The 16712-nt window shown below is 55.5% G+C and carries 15 protein-coding genes; 13 read left to right on the top strand and 2 right to left on the bottom strand.

From position 1 onward, the window contains the following. The first annotated feature begins 302 nt into the window (after positions 1 to 302). From rimP to ABF824_RS03510, 9 genes are all read left to right on the top strand, one after another. Positions 303 to 923, top strand: a complete 621-nt coding sequence (gene rimP, locus ABF824_RS03470; RefSeq protein ID WP_415486455.1) for a ribosome maturation factor RimP — start codon at positions 303 to 305, stop codon at positions 921 to 923. A 148-nt stretch (positions 924 to 1071) separates the two neighbouring features. After that, on the top strand, positions 1072 to 2631 hold the full coding sequence (gene nusA, locus ABF824_RS03475; protein WP_415486495.1) for a transcription termination factor NusA: 1560 nt from the start codon (positions 1072 to 1074) through the stop codon (positions 2629 to 2631). 82 nt (positions 2632 to 2713) lie between these two features. Further along, positions 2714 to 3349, top strand: a complete 636-nt coding sequence (locus ABF824_RS03480; protein ID WP_415486456.1) for an RNA-binding protein — start codon at positions 2714 to 2716, stop codon at positions 3347 to 3349. After that, complete coding sequence (infB, locus tag ABF824_RS03485) at positions 3346 to 6027, top strand: translation initiation factor IF-2 (protein ID WP_415486457.1); 2682 nt, start codon at positions 3346 to 3348, stop codon at positions 6025 to 6027. Before ABF824_RS03480 ends, infB begins: the two co-directional genes overlap by 4 nt. 20 nt (positions 6028 to 6047) lie before the next feature. Beyond that, a complete protein-coding gene (gene rbfA, locus ABF824_RS03490; RefSeq protein WP_415486496.1) occupies positions 6048 to 6473 on the top strand; it encodes a 30S ribosome-binding factor RbfA in 426 nt (141 codons plus the stop codon). 173 nt (positions 6474 to 6646) lie between these two features. Continuing rightward, positions 6647 to 7081 (top strand): flagellar biosynthesis repressor FlbT, encoded by a 435-nt coding sequence (locus ABF824_RS03495; RefSeq protein ID WP_415486458.1) that lies wholly within the window; start codon positions 6647 to 6649, stop codon positions 7079 to 7081. 73 nt (positions 7082 to 7154) lie between these two features. Next, the gene (locus ABF824_RS03500) at positions 7155 to 8174 is read left to right on the top strand and encodes a flagellin (RefSeq protein WP_415486460.1); all 1020 of its coding nucleotides are present in this window, start codon (positions 7155 to 7157) and stop codon (positions 8172 to 8174) included. Positions 8175 to 8231: 57 nt separating this feature from the next. After that, a complete protein-coding gene (locus ABF824_RS03505; protein WP_415486461.1) occupies positions 8232 to 9935 on the top strand; it encodes a glycosyltransferase family 9 protein in 1704 nt (567 codons plus the stop codon). Between the two features lie 6 nt (positions 9936 to 9941). Continuing rightward, a complete protein-coding gene (locus tag ABF824_RS03510) occupies positions 9942 to 10340 on the top strand; it encodes a flagellar biosynthesis regulator FlaF (RefSeq protein WP_415486462.1) in 399 nt (132 codons plus the stop codon). A gap of 18 nt (positions 10341 to 10358) precedes the next feature. Here the strand turns inward: ABF824_RS03510 and ABF824_RS03515 are convergent, their stop codons facing one another. Beyond that, positions 10359 to 11267, bottom strand: coding sequence for a LysR family transcriptional regulator (locus ABF824_RS03515; protein ID WP_415486463.1), 909 nt, complete (start codon positions 11265 to 11267; stop codon positions 10359 to 10361). 240 nt (positions 11268 to 11507) lie between these two features. Here ABF824_RS03515 and rpsD point away from each other — a divergent pair, with 240 nt between their 5' ends. From rpsD to ABF824_RS03535, 4 genes are all read left to right on the top strand, one after another. After that, a complete protein-coding gene (rpsD, locus tag ABF824_RS03520) occupies positions 11508 to 12125 on the top strand; it encodes a 30S ribosomal protein S4 (protein WP_415486465.1) in 618 nt (205 codons plus the stop codon). Positions 12126 to 12246: 121 nt separating this feature from the next. Continuing rightward, positions 12247 to 13812 (top strand): peptide chain release factor 3, encoded by a 1566-nt coding sequence (locus ABF824_RS03525; protein WP_415486466.1) that lies wholly within the window; start codon positions 12247 to 12249, stop codon positions 13810 to 13812. Between the two features lie 130 nt (positions 13813 to 13942). Then, the gene (locus tag ABF824_RS03530) at positions 13943 to 14728 is read left to right on the top strand and encodes an IclR family transcriptional regulator (protein WP_415486467.1); all 786 of its coding nucleotides are present in this window, start codon (positions 13943 to 13945) and stop codon (positions 14726 to 14728) included. A 47-nt stretch (positions 14729 to 14775) separates the two neighbouring features. Beyond that, a complete protein-coding gene (locus tag ABF824_RS03535; RefSeq protein WP_415486468.1) occupies positions 14776 to 15663 on the top strand; it encodes a DUF3108 domain-containing protein in 888 nt (295 codons plus the stop codon). A 16-nt stretch (positions 15664 to 15679) separates the two neighbouring features. Here the strand turns inward: ABF824_RS03535 and ABF824_RS03540 are convergent. Further along, positions 15680 to 16712, bottom strand: a 1033-nt coding sequence (locus ABF824_RS03540; RefSeq protein WP_415486469.1) for a M3 family oligoendopeptidase, incomplete at its 5' end; no start/stop codon positions are given.

A 16712-nucleotide genomic window follows, 5' to 3' on the forward strand; every position in this document is an offset into this window, starting at 1 on the left:
CCCCCCCCCCCCCCCCCCCCCCCCCCCCCCCCCCCCCCCCCCCCCCCCCCCACGGCCAGACGCATCCCGTTGTTGCCGGGGCCGGGCTCGGGCTGTCTTTGGGGCGTTGGAGAGAGGGGCCTGTTCATGTCAAAGCTTATCAGACAGAGGGTTTTCGCTCCACGCAAGGGATAATCTGCAAGGTTACAAACCTTTATCCATTGTAATGACTGCGTAAAATTCGCGTGTGATTCTTTGCGCTTGCGCTTGGTCAGTCAATGGCCTAGGAAAAGTCATTCCTTTCATCTCCGTTATTGTGGGGGGTGGCCTTACAGGCCGCCTTTTCTGTGTTGGACGAAGACCTATCAAGTCACGTTGGCCTCGAAGGCCGGATAGCCGCACTGATCGCGCCGACTATCGAAGATCTCGGGTTCGAGATCGTGCGTATTTCCGTGTTGGGACGTGAAGTGCCGACGGTGCAGATCATGGCTGATCGGGCTGATGGCATGCTCATAACCGTTGAAGACTGCGAACAGATCAGTCATGCGGTCGGGGCTGTGCTTGATGTGGAAGATCCCATTCCGGGTAATTGGACGCTGGAGGTCTCGTCGGCCGGGATTGATCGTCCTCTGACACGCCCCAAGGACTGGGATCGCTTCGCCGGTCATTTGGCGAAGGCCGAGGTTCTTGTTCCTGTTGAAGGGCGTCGTCGTTTTTCCGGCATAGTGCTTGGTGCTTCGGAAGAAGGTGGTCGCCTGCGTCTCGATGACGGAAAAGAAGTCGTGCTGCCGTTTCGGGAACTGAAGAAGGCGCGTCTAGTTCTCACGGATGCTCTGATCGAGGCGACAGAAGCGATGATGAAGCCATCGTCCGAAGCTGAGGGCGGAGAAGAACAGGTTTCAAAGGGCGCAAAAGGGAAAAAGAAACCCGGAACGCGTCACTAAGTAGCTTGTGGGGTGGTAAAATCACCTCGTTGCTATCATATGCAGGTTTCATATCGGTGTGGCGCTGTGTCGGCGCACTGAATTGGACATGCGGGATTGGGTCGATGCTGGGTGTCGGCGCCGGGTCTGTCGTGGAGTTGTGATGAGTATGGATACTTCTGTTGCGCGTCCTGAGCTGCTGTTGGTGGCTGACGCAGTTGCGCGTGAGAAGCAGATCGACCGAGAGGAAGTCCTTGAGGCGATGGAGCAGGCCATCCAGAAGGCTGGTCGCGCCAAATACGGGCACGAGAAGGATATCCGCGCGACCATCGACCGCAAGACCGGTGAAGTGCGTCTTTCCCGCTGGACCGAAGCTGTCGAGAGCGTGGAAAACGAAGAGACCCAGATCCCGCTTCACATTGCCCGTAAGTTCAAGCCCGAGATTCAGCTTGGCGAGCATCTGATCGATCCGCTGCCGCCGATTGATTTCGGACGCATTTCCGCTCAGACCGCGAAGCAGGTTATCGTTCAGCGTGTGCGTGAATATGAGCGCAAGCGCCAGTATGATGAGTTCAAGGATCGCGTGGGCGAAATCGTCAACGGCACGGTCAAGCGCACGGAATACGGCAACCTCATGGTTGAGATCGGTTCCACCGAAGCGCTGCTGCGTCGCGATGAACTGATCCCTCGCGAGACATTCCGTAATTCGGACCGTGTGCGCGCTTACATTTACGATGTGCGCGACGAAACCCGCGGGCCGCAGGTGTTCCTCTCCCGCACGCATCCCGCATTCCTTGCGAAACTGTTCGCTCAGGAAGTGCCGGAAATCTATGATGGCATCATCGAGATCAAGGCAGTCGCCCGTGACCCGGGTTCGCGCGCCAAGATGGCGGTGATTTCCCGTGATGCTTCCATCGACCCGGTCGGTGCCTGCGTTGGTATGCGCGGTTCGCGCGTGCAGGCAGTGGTGGCCGAGTTGCAGGGCGAGAAGATCGACATCATCCCATGGAGCCCGCAGGCTGCGACCTTCGTGGTCAACGCGCTGGCTCCCGCTGAAGTCAGCAAGGTGGTGATGGATGAGGACGCCGGGCGCGTCGAGGTCGTGGTGCCTGATGACCAGCTCAGTCTTGCCATCGGCCGTCGTGGTCAGAACGTGCGTCTCGCCAGTCAGCTGACACGTTGGGATATCGATATTCTGACGGAAGCCGAGGAATCGGAGCGCCGTCAGGAAGAGTTCCGTCGTCGTTCAGGCCTCTTTGTCGAGGCGCTTGATGTTGACGATGTGATCGCGGGCCTGCTGGTGACGGAAGGTTTCCACTCCATCGAAGATCTGGCCTACGCCGAACCGGACGAACTGGTCCGGATCGAAGGTTTTGACGAATCGGTTGTTGAAGAACTGATCCGTCGCGCAGAGGCCTATCTTGTCGGTAAGGAAGAAGAGCTTGACGCGAAACGCGTGGCTCTCGGTGTGACCGATGATATCGTTGCCCTGAACGCCTTTACGAACCAGATGCTGGTGACGTTGGGTGAGAAGGGTGTGAAGACACTGGACGATCTCGCCGATCTGGCGGGCGACGAACTGGTTGAGATTCTTGGAACGGAAGCGATCGACGAAGACGCTGCCAACGAGATTATCATGCAGGCGCGTGCTCACTGGTTCGAGGACGAGAATACTGAAGCTCCAGCAGCTTCAGAGGAGGTGTCTTCTGAACACGACGTCCACCAATGAGCGCTCTTGTGATATAAGAAGCACCGAATCCGGTTCTCCTCTTCCGGTTTCTTCGGGGGCTGATGCTCCTGAAGAGGCGGAGTTGTATGAGGAAAATGAAAAAGGCTCCTTGCGGCGATGTGTGGTAACACGTGAGTGCTGCCCGCCTTCGCAAATGCTGCGTTTCGTGATCGGACCGGGGTCTGCTCTGGTGCCTGACCTGGATGCGCGTCTGCCCGGACGGGGAATCTGGTTGAGTGCGCGGAGAGATGTGCTAGAAACCGCTCGGACTCGTGGGGCCTTCTCTCGCGCCGCGCGGTGTCAGGTCGTGATTCCACCCGATCTAGCCGGTATGGTCGTAGATGGCCTTGTTCGTCGTATGGCGCAGACCTTGGGTCTGGCGCGACGCGCGGGCCAGACTGTCTGCGGTTATGCGAAGGTCAGAGGGTGGATAGAGACCGGGAGCGCCGGGTTGGTCGTGCAGGCGACTGACGGAAGCCCGGATGAATGCGTCAGACTTCTGTCTGGTGCCCGTAGTCTGCCAGTGGTGAAGGCCCTGACGGCTGCGGAAATGGGTAAAGTATTTGGCCGTGAGCGCGTTGTGCATGCGGCTCTGCGGACTGGCAGTCTGGCTGACCGGTTGCGGCAGGATAATGAACGTTTTGCGGGCTTGGTCGTGGAGACCGGGTTGCGTGCGTCGGGTGTTTCCGACGATCGGGTTGAACAGGCGGATAGATGAGCGAAGGCAACGATCAGGATCAGGGTAAGGGACGTCTGTCCCTGCGGCCGGCAAGCCGTTCTGAAGTAGGACACACGGTCGATGCGGGATCGGTGCGCCAGAGCTTCAGCCATGGTCGTTCGAAAGTGGTGCAGGTTGAGGTTCGCAAGAACCGCAAGCCAGCGGCAGGCGCGGCGAAGGCCGGGCTTGGTGGTGGCCGCGGCGCAGGTGGACGTCAGCCCGGCAAGCGGGGATTGACGGAGGCTGAACTGGCTGTCCGTCAGCGTGTTCTTGAAGAACAGCGTAGGGAAGCTGCTCTGAAAGAAGCGCAGCGCATTGAACAGGAAAAGATACAGATCCTGTCCGCTGCGGAGGAAGCGCGTCGTCGCGAGGAAGATGAGCGGCGCGCGGCAGAAGAAAAAGCGCGGGCGGATGCTGAAGCGGAGCTTCAGGCCCAGCAGAAAGCCGAAACGCCTGCTGCCAAGCCGGTTGAGCCGGAAGAAGAGAGCGGCGCTATCGTTTCCGACAAGCCGATCCCGGGTGTCGTGACACTGGCTCCGCCTCCTGGACGGCTGCGTCCGCTTGCTGAGCGGGCAATCATGCCAGCCAAGCCTCTCGTGCAGACACGCCCTGCTGCGCCCTCTCCATCACGTCCGCCTGCGGGTGGTGCCGGTGCGTCCGAGACGCTCCGTCTGCGTGGTGGCCGGGAAGGCGGCGAGGACGATCGTCGTGGTCCCGCACGTAATAAAGGCAGCGCGCCTCCCAAGAAGGGTTCCGGTGCGGTCAAGAAAGATACGGGCCGTCGCTCGGGTCGTATCGACGTTCAGGCCGCTATCGAAGGTGATGACGACAAGACACGGTCACTGGCCTCCGTTCGTCGTCAGCGCGAGCGTGAACGTCGTCAGGCTGAACTCGAGCGTCTGAGAACCGATCAGGTTCGCGTCGTTCGTGATGTGGTGCTGCCTGAAATGATCACGGTTCAGGAACTGGCGAACCGTATGGCAGCCCGTCAGGGTGAAGTGATCAAGGCGCTCATGAAAATGGGTGTCATGGCCACCGTGACCCAGTCGATTGACGCCGACACGGCCGAACTGGTTGTCGAGGAGTTCGGGCATCGTGTCCGTCGCGTTGCGGAAAGCGACGTTGAGATCGGCATTGAAGGCGTCGAGGACAAGGATGAGGATCTGAAGCCCCGTCCGCCAGTCGTCACGGTGATGGGCCATGTCGATCACGGCAAGACCTCGCTTCTTGACGCGCTCCGTACAACGGACGTGGCGGCAGCCGAAGCGGGTGGCATTACGCAGCATATTGGTGCGTATCAGGTCACCTTGGGTTCCGGTGCGAAGATCACCTTCATCGATACTCCGGGTCATGAGGCGTTCACGGCCATGCGTGCGCGTGGTGCGTCGATCACTGACGTGGTCATTCTGGTCGTGGCGGCGGACGACGGCGTCATGCCGCAGACGGCTGAAGCGATTAAGCACGCCAAGGCAGCGAATGCGCCGATCATTATTGCGATCAACAAGATCGATAAGCCGGGTGCCAACCCTGACCGTGTGCGTCAGGAACTGCTGAACCATGAGATCGTCGTTGAATCGATGGGTGGTGATGTTCAGGACGTGGAAGTATCCGCGCTGAAGAAAACCAATCTCGACAAGCTTGAGGAAGCGATCCTTCTGCAGGCTGAGATTCTGGATCTCAAGGCGAACCCGGATCGTGCTGCAGAAGGTGCGGTCATCGAAGGGCGTCTGGACCGTGGTCGCGGACCTGTTTCGACCGTGCTGGTGCAAAAAGGCACGTTGCGGAAAGGCGATATCGTTGTCGCTGGCGCTGAATGGGGACGCGTCCGCGCACTCGTTGACGATCGTAACCGTCAGCTTGGCGAAGCACCGCCTTCTATGCCGGTTGAAATCCTTGGTATCGCGGGTGTGCCGGAAGCCGGGTCGTCGTTTGTGGTTGTCGAGAACGAGAACCGCGCACGCGAAATTTCCGAGTTCCGTCAGCGGAAGATCAAGGAGCATACGGCGGCCGGTAAGACGGCAGCACGTGGCACCCTCGATCAGATGCTTGCCCGTATTCAGGCAGGTGACCAGAAAGAAGTCGCTGTTCTCATCAAGGCTGACGTGCAGGGTTCTGCCGAAGCGATCAAGACGACCGTTGAAAAGCTTGCGCATGAAGAAGTCGATGTGCGCGTGCTTAATGCGACGGTCGGACAGATCACGGAAAGCGATGTCCAGCTTGCCAAAGCCTCTGACGGCATCATCATCGCGTTCAACGTGCGTGCAACGGCTCAGGCCCGCGCCATGGCGCAGCGTGACGGTGTCGATATCCGCTATTACTCGATCATCTATCAGGTAGCGGACGATATCGAGCAGTTGGTCAAGGGTAAGGTCGCGCCGAAGCATCGCGAGAAGTTCCTTGGTTACGCCGAGATTCGTCAGGTCTTCAACATTACGAAGGTCGGCAAGGTCGCGGGTTGTTACGTCACCGAAGGCGTTGTCAAACGTGGCTGCGGCGTGCGTCTGCTGCGTGATGGTGTGGTCATCCATGAGGGTGATCTCAGCCAACTCAAGCGCTTCAAGGACGATGTCAAGGAAGTCGCTCGTGGCTATGAATGCGGCCTCTCTTTCGCGGGTTACAATGATCTGCGCGAAGGCGATGTCGTTGAGTGCTTCGAAATGGAGGTCGTCCCAGCGTGAGCCGGAATAACGACCGACGCATGAATGAGAAGGGGCCAGCGGGGCGACTCGCTGGCCTTTCCTCTAATGGACCCAGCCAGAGACAGCTACGTGTCGCTGAAGAAGTGCGGCGTGTGCTCGCAGAGGTTTTTCTGCGCACCGAGTTTCGTGATCCAGAACTGACGGGCGTGACCATTACGGTGACGGAAGTTCGCGTTTCGCCTGATCTGAAACATGCAACGGCTTTTGTCTCGGATCTGGGGCATGGCGACATTGAAAGCCTGTTGCCGGCACTCAAGCGCATTGCGCCCTATTTACGGACGCAGCTTTCTCACAAGTTGCGACTGCGCGTCGCACCGGAAATCCATTTTCAGCCTGATACGGCGTTGGATTATGCGATGGAGGTCGATGAACTGTTGCGGCGTCCGGAGGTGCAGCGTGACCTTGATAATGAAGAGGACGCGTAAAAAACGCTTGGGAATATGGTTTATTTTAAACCGGAAGAGAGCTCTCTCTTCCGGTTTTTTATTTGTTGAGCAGATGATTTCTAATGCTCATCCGAGTGTTGAACCTAACCATCTGTAAACCTTGATCCGACACAATCGGTCTCTAGCGAAACACGCAATGGAGACGACCAAAAATGGCGGGACTGGGTATACGACTTGAAGCTGGTGACCGGATGATTCTCAATGGCGCCGGTATCCACTTTCTCACTCCGACACAGATCAGACTGACAAACAGGGCGAATTTCCTGTTTGGGCGGCAAATCATGCCGCCGGAGGAAGCCACGACGCCCTCACGATTGATCTATTACGCCCTGCAGACTGCTTATGTGGGAACGCCGGAAGAGCGTGTGACAGCGCTCACGGAGGCGATTTACCACATTACGGCATTCATGCAGGAAACGACGTCCATGTCGGCCAAGCTGCTGTTGTCGGAAGGCATGAAAGCTGCGTCTGAGGGAAATTTTTATAAAGCCCTGAAAATTGCGCGACGCATTATCCGTCATGAAGACGCTGTGCTTGAGCAGGTCGCAACTCTTCCTCTCGAATCGGAAAAATCCGAAGGCCCTTAACGCTCCGTTAGGTTTTTTGGTCTTTTATTAGATGGCTGCGAAAAAATGCAGTTTCATTAACGGAGAAAATCCAATGTCACTTTCAATCAACACCAACACAGCCTCAATGGTCGCTCTTGAGAGCCTCAATGCGACTACTTCTGCGCTGAACGATACAGAAAACACCGTTTCAACGGGTCAGAAGATTTCGTCTTCCAAGGATGGTCCGGCGACATACGCTATTGCCCAGCAGATGAATGGTAACATCTCTGGTCTTAGCGCCGTATCGGATGGTCTCTCGTTTGCTGCCAGCACGCTGAGCACGACATCGACCGCTGTCGGCAACATCATCAGCACGCTGGCTCTTCTTCAGACGGCAGTTACCTCGCTGGGTGATAACCAGGGTGATCCGACGGCTCTGGCTCAGACGTCTGATGAAATCAACAGCTATCTTGATCAGATCAACACATTTGCCCGTAACGCAACGGTCAATGGTGTGAATCTGTTGAGCACGGCTGACGACAGCAATGTTGCCAACGGTGGTACTGCTGGTTCGGCTGGTCCTGTTACGGCTGACTCGCTGATCTATGTGACAAGCCTTCAGGGTTCAACGAACACGATTACGAATGCCACAGACACGGCGAGTGGTGCTGGTAAGGTGGTTTATACCGTTGTCGGATCTGATGCGTCTAAAGATCAGACGACGTTGACCGACGCGCTTGGTCTTTCGTCCAAAATGGCGGCGGGTGATACTCTTTCTGCTGGCACCTCAGTAGCCGGTTCGAATGCCTTTGTGACCAATACTAACGGTAGCGGAGCGCTGACCTCCGGTTCCAGTATTGCCAATCTGATTACCCTTGTTCAGAACGCTATGACGGCCATGACCGATGTGGCTTCTACGCTTGGTTCTCAGGCTAAAATCGTTGACGGTATGACTTCGTATTCCACAAACCTGTCAGACTCTCTGACGACAGGCGTGGGCGCTCTGACAGACGCCGATATGGCTGCTGAAAGTGCGAAACTTACCTCTCTGCAGACGAAGCAGCAGCTGGCGATCTCCTCGCTTAGTGTTGCCAAATCTTCTTCGCAGAACATTCTCAGCCTCTTCCGCTGAGGGTAGGTGGCGGGGAGGCTTCGGTCTCCCCGTTTTTTTTGCTGCTAAGTGGTAAATATGAAAAAGAAATTTGATTTAAAGAAAATATCCAATAGATTACAGAAAATAGCAGAAACGCAAGATTTCGAATACTTTAGTAAAGAGATGAAAAAATATCTTGATGCTTATCCTGAATGGGCTGACGGGTATGCTCTTCTCGGTCATGTTCTTGCTGTTCTGAATAAAACTGATGAGGCAGGAAGTGCTTATGGAAAAGCGTTTTCACTTAATCAGAAAAACATAGATTGGAAAATTAACGCGCTTACTTGTCAGTTGGCAACTAATAAATTTGGAATCAAGCCACTCGAAGAGTTGCTTGATCTCTTCATGATTCATGTAGCGGATCTGGCGTGTGCAACGAAAATTGCGGCAGCTATGGCTACGGCAGAAAACCCCAAAATTGTTATAGCAGCGCTCAAGTGGCGCGAACAAAATTACCCCTCCAGCCCAAAGCTTACAGAGATATTAGGCCGACAATTGATCGGAGCTGGTCTCATTGCGGAAGGGTGTGAAGTCTACAAGAATCTATTCGCGCAAAATCCTGATAATATTATATTCGCGGAGCCTCTCGCTTCTGCCTTGATATCGGCAGGCAGCTTTGAGGCTTGCCTGAACATTATTGAAGGGATCCTTCAAACTCATCCTCATATGCGTCAATCACTGCTGAATGAGTATGGTCTGGCTTTGTATGCGCTGAACAGGTCGGATGAAGCAGAGAAAGTCTTCCGTGAATATCTGCAGGCTGCACCTTCGGTTCGGGCTGTGGAATATAACCTGATGCTGGCTCTGTTGAAGAGCGGTCAATATAGCGAAGGGTGGAAATTCAGAGAATTGACGCCTGACGAATATAAAAGAAACAATTTCAAGAATCCATGGTTGGGTGACAGTTCCATCTATGGAAAAACTCTGCTTGTTTATTGGGAGCAGGGGATGGGTGACGTCATCCAGTTTATACGTTATGTGCCTTTTCTGGAAAGAAAGGGTGCGAAGGTTATAGTTTCGGTCCCTCAGCCACTTGAGCGTTTGGCTCAATCAATCAGTAAACATGTGCAGATTGTGGGGCCGGATGAAAGCGGCGTCGCCTATGATGTCAGTTGCTCTATCTTATCTCTTCCCTTGGCACTTGTGAGCCAACTTGGTGGAAATATTCCGGCTTCCATTCCGTATCTGTATCCAGAAAAACAGAATATTGAGGAATCTGCGCTTTGGCTGCCAGATTGGCCTGGTTTACGTGTTGGCATAGTCTGGGCGGGAGAAAATCGTCCCCGTCGTGGCTACAATTATCGGAGCCGTTCAATCAATCTCAACGGTTTCCGCCCTATCATTGAAGTTCCTGGCGCGTGTTTCATCAATTTGCAGTTCGGGCAACGACGAGAAGAATTGAAAAACTGGGCTGGACCGGAAATTTTTGATCCGATGGATCATGTCGAAGATATGGAAGATACGGCAGCTATTATTGCTCATCTGGATCTTGTGATTACGGTCGACACGTCTGTTGCACATTTGGCCGGCGCTATGGGAAAGCCGGTCTGGATGCTGACGAGAAGCGATTGTTGCTGGCGTTGGCAGGAGAACCGTGATGACAGTCCATGGTATCCGACCATGAGAATTTTCCGTTCTCAACCAGGCAGTCTCAGCCATGCCGTGAATTTGGCGGCGGCGGTTCTTCCCAAATTTATTGCTGAACATGCCGGGCAGAAACAGTTTTCTGAAGTGGAGTGAGCAACAATGAACTATGGTTTGAAGCGTTATAATCAAAACACAGCCAATGCCATGTCACCGCGTCAGGTTGAAAGTATGGCGTTTGGACAGACGATCGCGCTGCTAAAAAATGCGTCGGATCATAAAAAGAGAATTCATGCTCTTTCCATGAATCAGAAGCTTTGGTCTGCCGTTTTGCGTGAGGTGGGCATGGAGAGTAACGATACGCCTGAAGTAGTGAAAAATGATCTGCTCAAACTGGCTGTATGGTCTACACGATATAGTATCCGCGCCATGTTGCACGATTTGCCGCTGAAGCCCTTGATTGATGTGAACCAGGATATGTTGGACGGCCTGCGTGATACCTCTTCAGCAAAAACGGTTGATCCATCACAGCAGGGAAATTTCAAACTCTCTGTCGCTTAAAAGAATTTTTGTTCTTGGCTATGAAATGAGAGAGTTTTCATCGCTGCAAGCTTCACGAAGGGCGTTCACAAACTTCCCGACCAGCGGTGCCGGATGACCTTTTAGGAGCGCGATGGCCAGTGTTGCCGTCGGGGCAGGGGGGGTGATCGGATGAAAGGTCACGCCGCCTGCATGAATCTGCGAAAGTGATTGGGGTACGACTGAAACGCCAAGACCTGCGGCAACTAGCGGAACAGTTGCTGCGATCTGGGGTGCCTGTTGTCCCATGCGCGGGGTGAAGCCCGCATGTTGGCAGGCTGACAGAATAGCATCGTGAAAACCCGGACCTAGTTCCCGTGGGAAGATGATCAGCGGTTCGTTCGCCAGCATTTCCAGTCTGATGGCGCCGTCTTTTTCATGCGCATGGCCATTGGGAAGAGCCACAACCGTCGGTTCATCAAAAAGCGGATAAACAGCGAGGTCCTCGTCATCTGGAACAGGTGGTCGGACGATAGCAACATCAACGCGTCGTTCATGCAGTGCTACAGAGAGGGCAGGTGTATTGCTCTCTTCAAAGGAAACGCTGACTTCTGGCCACGCCTCCCGAAAGCGTCTGATTGTTCGGGGAATCATGGGGAGCAGAGGAACCGCACCGGCAAGGCCCACCCGCAAATGCCCGCGTTCACCGCGCGACAGACCCTGCGCGAAACTGCAGAAATCCTCTCCCATCGAAAGAATGGTTTGTGCATGTCCGAGGAGCGCGGTTCCGATATCAGTCAGCTCGACCCCGCGCGTCAGTCTATGAAACAATGTCACGCCCAACTGTTTTTCGAACTGTCTGATCTGCTGGCTCAGAGGGGGCTGTTCCATTCCCAGAGCCATGGCGGCTTTTGTAAAACTGCCATGTTCGGCAACGGCCACGAAATATCTCAGTTGCCTTAATTCCATCAGTCTGTTTCCAAATGAGCGTGGTCTTGATTGACAAAAAACACGTTTTCGCTTAGGAGCGCGAACCATTGCCGGGAACGTGGACGGACCGGCCGTCGTTCGGGGTATATGCTCCCCCGCGACGGTAATACGGGACGCGCCCGCTTCAGTCCGTGTTGGGTTGGAGACTACCGGCGTCACAGGCGAAAGCAAGTCGCAAGACTTTGGTTCGCTGTTTTTGAAAAAGGTAGAGCGCGCACTATGAGCAAGCGCCTTGAGAGCAAGTACAAGATTAACCGTCGCCTTGGTGTAAACCTTTGGGGCCGCGCCAAGTCTCCGGTGAATCGCCGCGAATACGGCCCGGGTCAGCACGGTCAGCGCCGTAAGGGCAAGCCTTCCGACTTCTCCGTCCAGCTGATGGCGAAGCAGAAGCTGAAGGGTTACTACGGCAACATCAGCGAAAAGCAGTTCCGTAAATATTACGAAGAGGCCGTCCGCCGTAAGGGTGACACCTCCGAGAACCTGATCGGTCTTCTGGAGCGTCGTCTGGACGCCGTTGTGTATCGCCTGAAATTTGCGGTCACACCGTTCGCTGCACGTCAGTTCGTCAACCATGGCCACGTGCTGGTTAACGGCAAGAAAGTGAACATTCCGTCCTACCTCGTTCGCGAGGGCGACGTGATTGAAGTTCGCGAAAAGTCAAAGCAGCTTGCTGTTGTGCTTGACGCTGCCCAGAGCGGCGAACGCGATGTGCCGGAATATATGGAAGCCGATCATCGTCAGATGAAGGGTTCGTTCGTGCGCACCCCGACACTGTCTGATGTTCCTTATCCGGTGCAGATGGAACCGAACCTCGTGGTCGAGTTCTACTCTCGCTGATTTCAGACATATCCGGTTCATCTTGGGTGGCCGGATTGTTTTTCTCGAACGCCGGGCGGAGACATTCTCTGTCCGGCGTTCCTGTTTTCATCCGCCAGAAAGCGTTTCAGAAGCCGACATCATGACAGAAAGAAACGACGGATCCGCCTCTTTGTCCTCTCTTGCTGGCGAAATCAGTCGGCGCCGCACTTTCGCAATCATCTCTCACCCTGACGCCGGTAAGACAACGCTGACCGAGCGGATCCTTCGCGCTGGTGGGGCGATTCAGCTTGCGGGGAATGTGCGGGCCAAAGGCGAACGACGCCGCACCCGTTCGGACTGGATGGGGATTGAGCGGGAGCGTGGCATTTCCGTCGTCACGTCCGTGATGACATTTGAATATGGTGGATGTGTCTTCAATCTGCTCGACACACCTGGCCATGAAGACTTCTCGGAAGATACCTACCGCACACTCACGGCGGTTGACGCTGCTGTCATGGTGATCGATGCGGCGAAAGGTATCGAAGACCGGACGCGCAAACTGTTTGAAATCTGTCGGCTGCGCGACATTCCGATTGTCACGTTCATCAACAAGATGGACCGTGAGTCGCGGGACGCATTCGAACTGCTGGACGAAATCTCTTCCTCGCTGGCTCTGGATACGACGCCTTTGACCTGGCCGATTGGTCGTGCTGCGACCTTTATCGGCACGTATGATATCCGGACGGGTGAGGTCCATACGACCGTTCCGGTCGACGAGACTGATCCGCGTATGGTGCAGGTGAGGGAAGAACTGGAACTGGTGGAAGCGGCTCTTCCGCCATTCGATAAAGAGGCATTTGATGAAGGGCACCTCACGCCAGTGTTCTTCGGTAGCGCCATGAAGGAAATCGGCGTCACGGACCTTCTGGATGCCATGGTCGCCTTCGGGCCGCCTCCGCGCGCGCAGGCCACTGAGAATGAAATGATCTCGGCAGATGCCTCGCAGATGACGGCGCTGGTCTTCAAGATTCAGGCCAACATGGACCCGAATCACCGAGATCGCATCGCCTTCGCGCGTGTCTGTTCAGGCAAGCTGACACGCGGGATGCGCCTTACGAACACGCGAACCGGAAAAAGCTTCGTGCTGCATACGCCGCAGTTCTTCTTCGCGCGTGACAGGCAGTTGGCGGAGGAGGCGTATGCGGGTGACGTTGTCGGTATTCCCAATCACGGCACGCTGCGCATTGGCGATACACTGACCGAAGGGGAATCGATCCGCTTTACTGGCGTTCCGCATTTCGCACCGGAAATTCTCCGTCGCGTGCGTCTTGACGATGCGATGAAGGCCAAAAAACTTCGCCAGGCGCTCACGGAACTCGCGGAAGAGGGTGTGGTTCAGCTGTTCCGCCCACAGGACGGGGCGCAGCCTATTGTGGGTGTGGTGGGAACACTTCAGCTGGATGTGCTTCAGCAGCGGCTGAAGGGTGAATATGGCGTGACGATTGGTTTTGATTCTACGCCATTTTCTCTGGCACGCTGGATCACGGGTGATCGCGCCAGAATGGAAGACTTTATGGCGGCCAATCGGTCTTCGATGGCGGATGATCTGGATGGGGATCCCGTGCTGCTCGCCAGTTCAGCATTCATGATGCGCCGGACCGAAGAGATGAACCCGGAACTGAAGTTCCACGATATCAAGCAGATCGGTCTGGCGGTCGGGGAATGATTTTGGGAAATCCGGCTTGTCAGACGAGACCGTGTTCAGTTTATTATTGTTCATTATGTTGAACACGATCCCGTATCTCGGATATACGCGATTCTTGTGATCGCCGTCAAGGACAGTCGTGAGCATAAGAATGAAAGAAAATGAGTCTGTTCCGGCCCTCCGGCGCGCTGTAAAAATTCTCGATCTCGTGGCCCACCATGATACGCCTCTGAATGCCGCTTCCGTAGCGCGGTTGCTGGATCTTCCAAGAAGTTCAGCTCACGGACTTGTTAGCGTGATGACGGAGCTGGGGCTGCTGGAAGCACCCTCCGGGCACAATGGCGGCTACCGTTTGGGACGGCGGCTTCTCGACTGGGTAGTGCAGGTCAGCCCCCATCAGGACATTCTGAACGCCTTTCACCAGCTTGTTGGGGAACATCCGGAACTGGGCGCCTACACTGTCAGCCTGAGCACGCTTGATGGTGACGATGTTGTCTACGTCGCCAGCCGGGCCAATGAGAAAGGTTTTGGCGTCCATTACAATGTCGGGTTGCGCCTGCCAGCCATGTACACCGCCACCGGCATGGCTCAGCTTGGAGCGATGGACTCGATCTCCTTTCGTAAATGGCTGACGCTTTATCCGCTCTCCTCATGGCCGGCTCCCCCATCGGCGGCGGGCTCTTTGACGGCGGCATCGGTGATGGATGACATCGCGTCTGTCCGACAAAAGGGATACGCCGTCGATGATGAGCAGATTCAGGCGGGTGTGTGGTGTTTCGCGGCCCCTGTGCACGATGTGACAGGGGCGGTGGTGGCGGGATTGGGCGTCAGTCAGCCAAAACCGAAAAGCGGCCATGAAAAAGAAGCGGAGTCCATTGGACGACTGGTCGTTTCTCTCTCGCACACGCTTTCCCTGCGGCTGGGTTATCGCGGCTGAAAGGCTGTCTCTGGCGAGTGACACCCTCTCAGACTAGACTGCCTTCCATGATGAAGCATGGATTTCTGAATTCGGCCGCTTGGCGGAAACAAAAGCAAGGCTACCTGTATGGTGGTCTTGCGGTCTGTCTGTCCTTGATGGGGCTATTGATTGCGGTGCCTCCGGCCCAAGCCGAAGATATACCAGCGCCAACTTTCCTGGTGCCATCTGCGCCAGCAAATGGTGGCCAACTGGCGGCGAAATATACGGTCTATTCTCACTGGCTGCCCGTGATGACGGTCAAGACGGATTTCCGTCTGACTCCGCATACATATGACGTTGATCTGCTTGCTCATGCTGAAGGGCTTTTCAGCCTGTTCACCCGGCTGAACGTGGAGTCCGTGGTGCACGGGGCCGTCAATGGCCCAAATGTCATGCCGGCCCGTTATGACAGCAGTGGCTGGAGCCGCCACGCGCAGAGGCATGTCATTGTCGATTATACACAAACAGTGCCGCTGCTTGTGCTTCAGGATCCTCCGGAAACAGACCGTGAAAAAGTGCCGGAGAATATGCTTCACGGCACTGCCGACATTCTCTCCACCATGACGAAGCTGCTGATTCAAATAGGTTCGACAGGCAAGTGCGATGGAACGTTCAACATCTTTGACGGCATGCGCCTGACCCGTTTCATCATGCACAATGACGGCGTTGAAATGCGTGAGGACGTTTCACACAGCAAAAAAGTGCCAAGTCTCCGCTGTGGCTTCACGGGGTATCAGGTTGCTGGCTTCATCATCGGCCATAAAGCGAAGACATTGCGCGAACCGCATTCGGGGATGCTCTGGTTCGAGAATGTCGAGGGGTTTGGTCCGGTGCCGGTCAGGGCCGTGATGGAACATCCCAATGTTGGCAAGCTCACGGTTGATCTGGATGAGGTGAAACTCATCCAGAAATAGACTGTGTCGAAGAGGGTTAGCCGTCAGCGAGCCCAAGCACTTCGGTGGCTTCCTTCACGACATCTCCCAGAACACCGGGCGCGAAAGGCGAGACAAGACCAGCGTCTGCGACCAACTGCGTAAAGGCTGCTGCGCCGCCTTTGGCGCACAGTCCTTCGTATGCTTTCATCGCCGCAGGCTCGTCCCTTCGTGACTGGAGCCACAACTGCATCGCGCAGCAGAGTGCCAGCGTGTAGTCGATATAATAGAACGGGTTGCGGTAAATGTGTCCCTGCGCCTGCCAGCGGCCACCTTTGGCCGGGTAGGCGAGATCCCCATAATCCCGCCAGGGCATATAGTGCTGTTCCAGCCTGCACCATGTTTCATGCCGCTCGGCTGGTGTCATCTCCGGTCGGGCATACACTTCATGCTGGAAATGATCGACACAGACCCCATAGGGAAGGAAGCTCAGGGAACTGATCAGGTGCATGCGCCGGAATCTGTCGGCGGCTCCGTCTTCAACCATGAGTTCCATATGAGGCCATGTAAGAAACTCCAGCCCCATGGAATCGATTTCAGCGGCTTCCATCGTCGGCCAGAGTTCATCAATGGTCGGTAGGTCACGGCTGCGCCAGTTCTGATAGGCATGCCCCATCTCATGGGTAAAGACACTGATATCACCGTGCGTACCGTTGAAGTTCGCGAAGATGAACGGCATGCCCACATCTGGGAAGGCTGTGCAGAAACCGCCTCCGGCCTTGCCGTCGCGGTTCTTGAGATCGAGATATCCTCCCTCGACCATTTCCCGGAAAAATGGCCCCAGACCGCCGCCCATGCGGTCGAACATGGTTTGGGCACGCTCGATCAGAAGGTCATATCCTCCTGCCGGTTTGGGATTGCCCTTGGGATCGATGAAGTTCTCATCCCAGTATTTCACGGAGTCCCAGCCCATCTCGGCGCGACGCTGTTCAAGAAGGGAAGCGATGAGAGGCGTGACATGCTTCGCGACTTCATCACGGAAGCGGGCCACATCCTCGGGTGTGTAATCAACCCGACGCAGACGACGGTAA

Origin of the sequence: Acetobacter sp. (genome assembly GCF_047721705.1) — a bacterium.
Taxonomy (GTDB): Bacteria; Pseudomonadota; Alphaproteobacteria; order Acetobacterales; family Acetobacteraceae; genus Acetobacter.

Excerpts from the sequence above, each read along its gene's own strand:
- nusA (WP_415486495.1), top strand. The coding sequence starts at position 1,072 with ATGGATACTTCTGTTGCGCGTCCTGAGCTGCTGTTGGTGGCTGACGCA.
- infB (WP_415486457.1), top strand. The coding sequence starts at position 3,346 with ATGAGCGAAGGCAACGATCAGGATCAGGGTAAGGGACGTCTGTCCCTG.
- rbfA (WP_415486496.1), top strand. The coding sequence starts at position 6,048 with ATGAATGAGAAGGGGCCAGCGGGGCGACTCGCTGGCCTTTCCTCTAAT.
- ABF824_RS03495 (WP_415486458.1), top strand. The coding sequence starts at position 6,647 with ATGGCGGGACTGGGTATACGACTTGAAGCTGGTGACCGGATGATTCTC.
- ABF824_RS03500 (WP_415486460.1), top strand. The coding sequence starts at position 7,155 with ATGTCACTTTCAATCAACACCAACACAGCCTCAATGGTCGCTCTTGAG.
- ABF824_RS03505 (WP_415486461.1), top strand. The coding sequence starts at position 8,232 with ATGAAAAAGAAATTTGATTTAAAGAAAATATCCAATAGATTACAGAAA.
- ABF824_RS03510 (WP_415486462.1), top strand. The coding sequence starts at position 9,942 with ATGAACTATGGTTTGAAGCGTTATAATCAAAACACAGCCAATGCCATG.
- ABF824_RS03515 (WP_415486463.1), bottom strand. The coding sequence starts at position 11,267 with ATGGAATTAAGGCAACTGAGATATTTCGTGGCCGTTGCCGAACATGGC.
- rpsD (WP_415486465.1), top strand. The coding sequence starts at position 11,508 with ATGAGCAAGCGCCTTGAGAGCAAGTACAAGATTAACCGTCGCCTTGGT.
- ABF824_RS03525 (WP_415486466.1), top strand. The coding sequence starts at position 12,247 with ATGACAGAAAGAAACGACGGATCCGCCTCTTTGTCCTCTCTTGCTGGC.
- ABF824_RS03530 (WP_415486467.1), top strand. The coding sequence starts at position 13,943 with ATGAAAGAAAATGAGTCTGTTCCGGCCCTCCGGCGCGCTGTAAAAATT.
- ABF824_RS03535 (WP_415486468.1), top strand. The coding sequence starts at position 14,776 with ATGATGAAGCATGGATTTCTGAATTCGGCCGCTTGGCGGAAACAAAAG.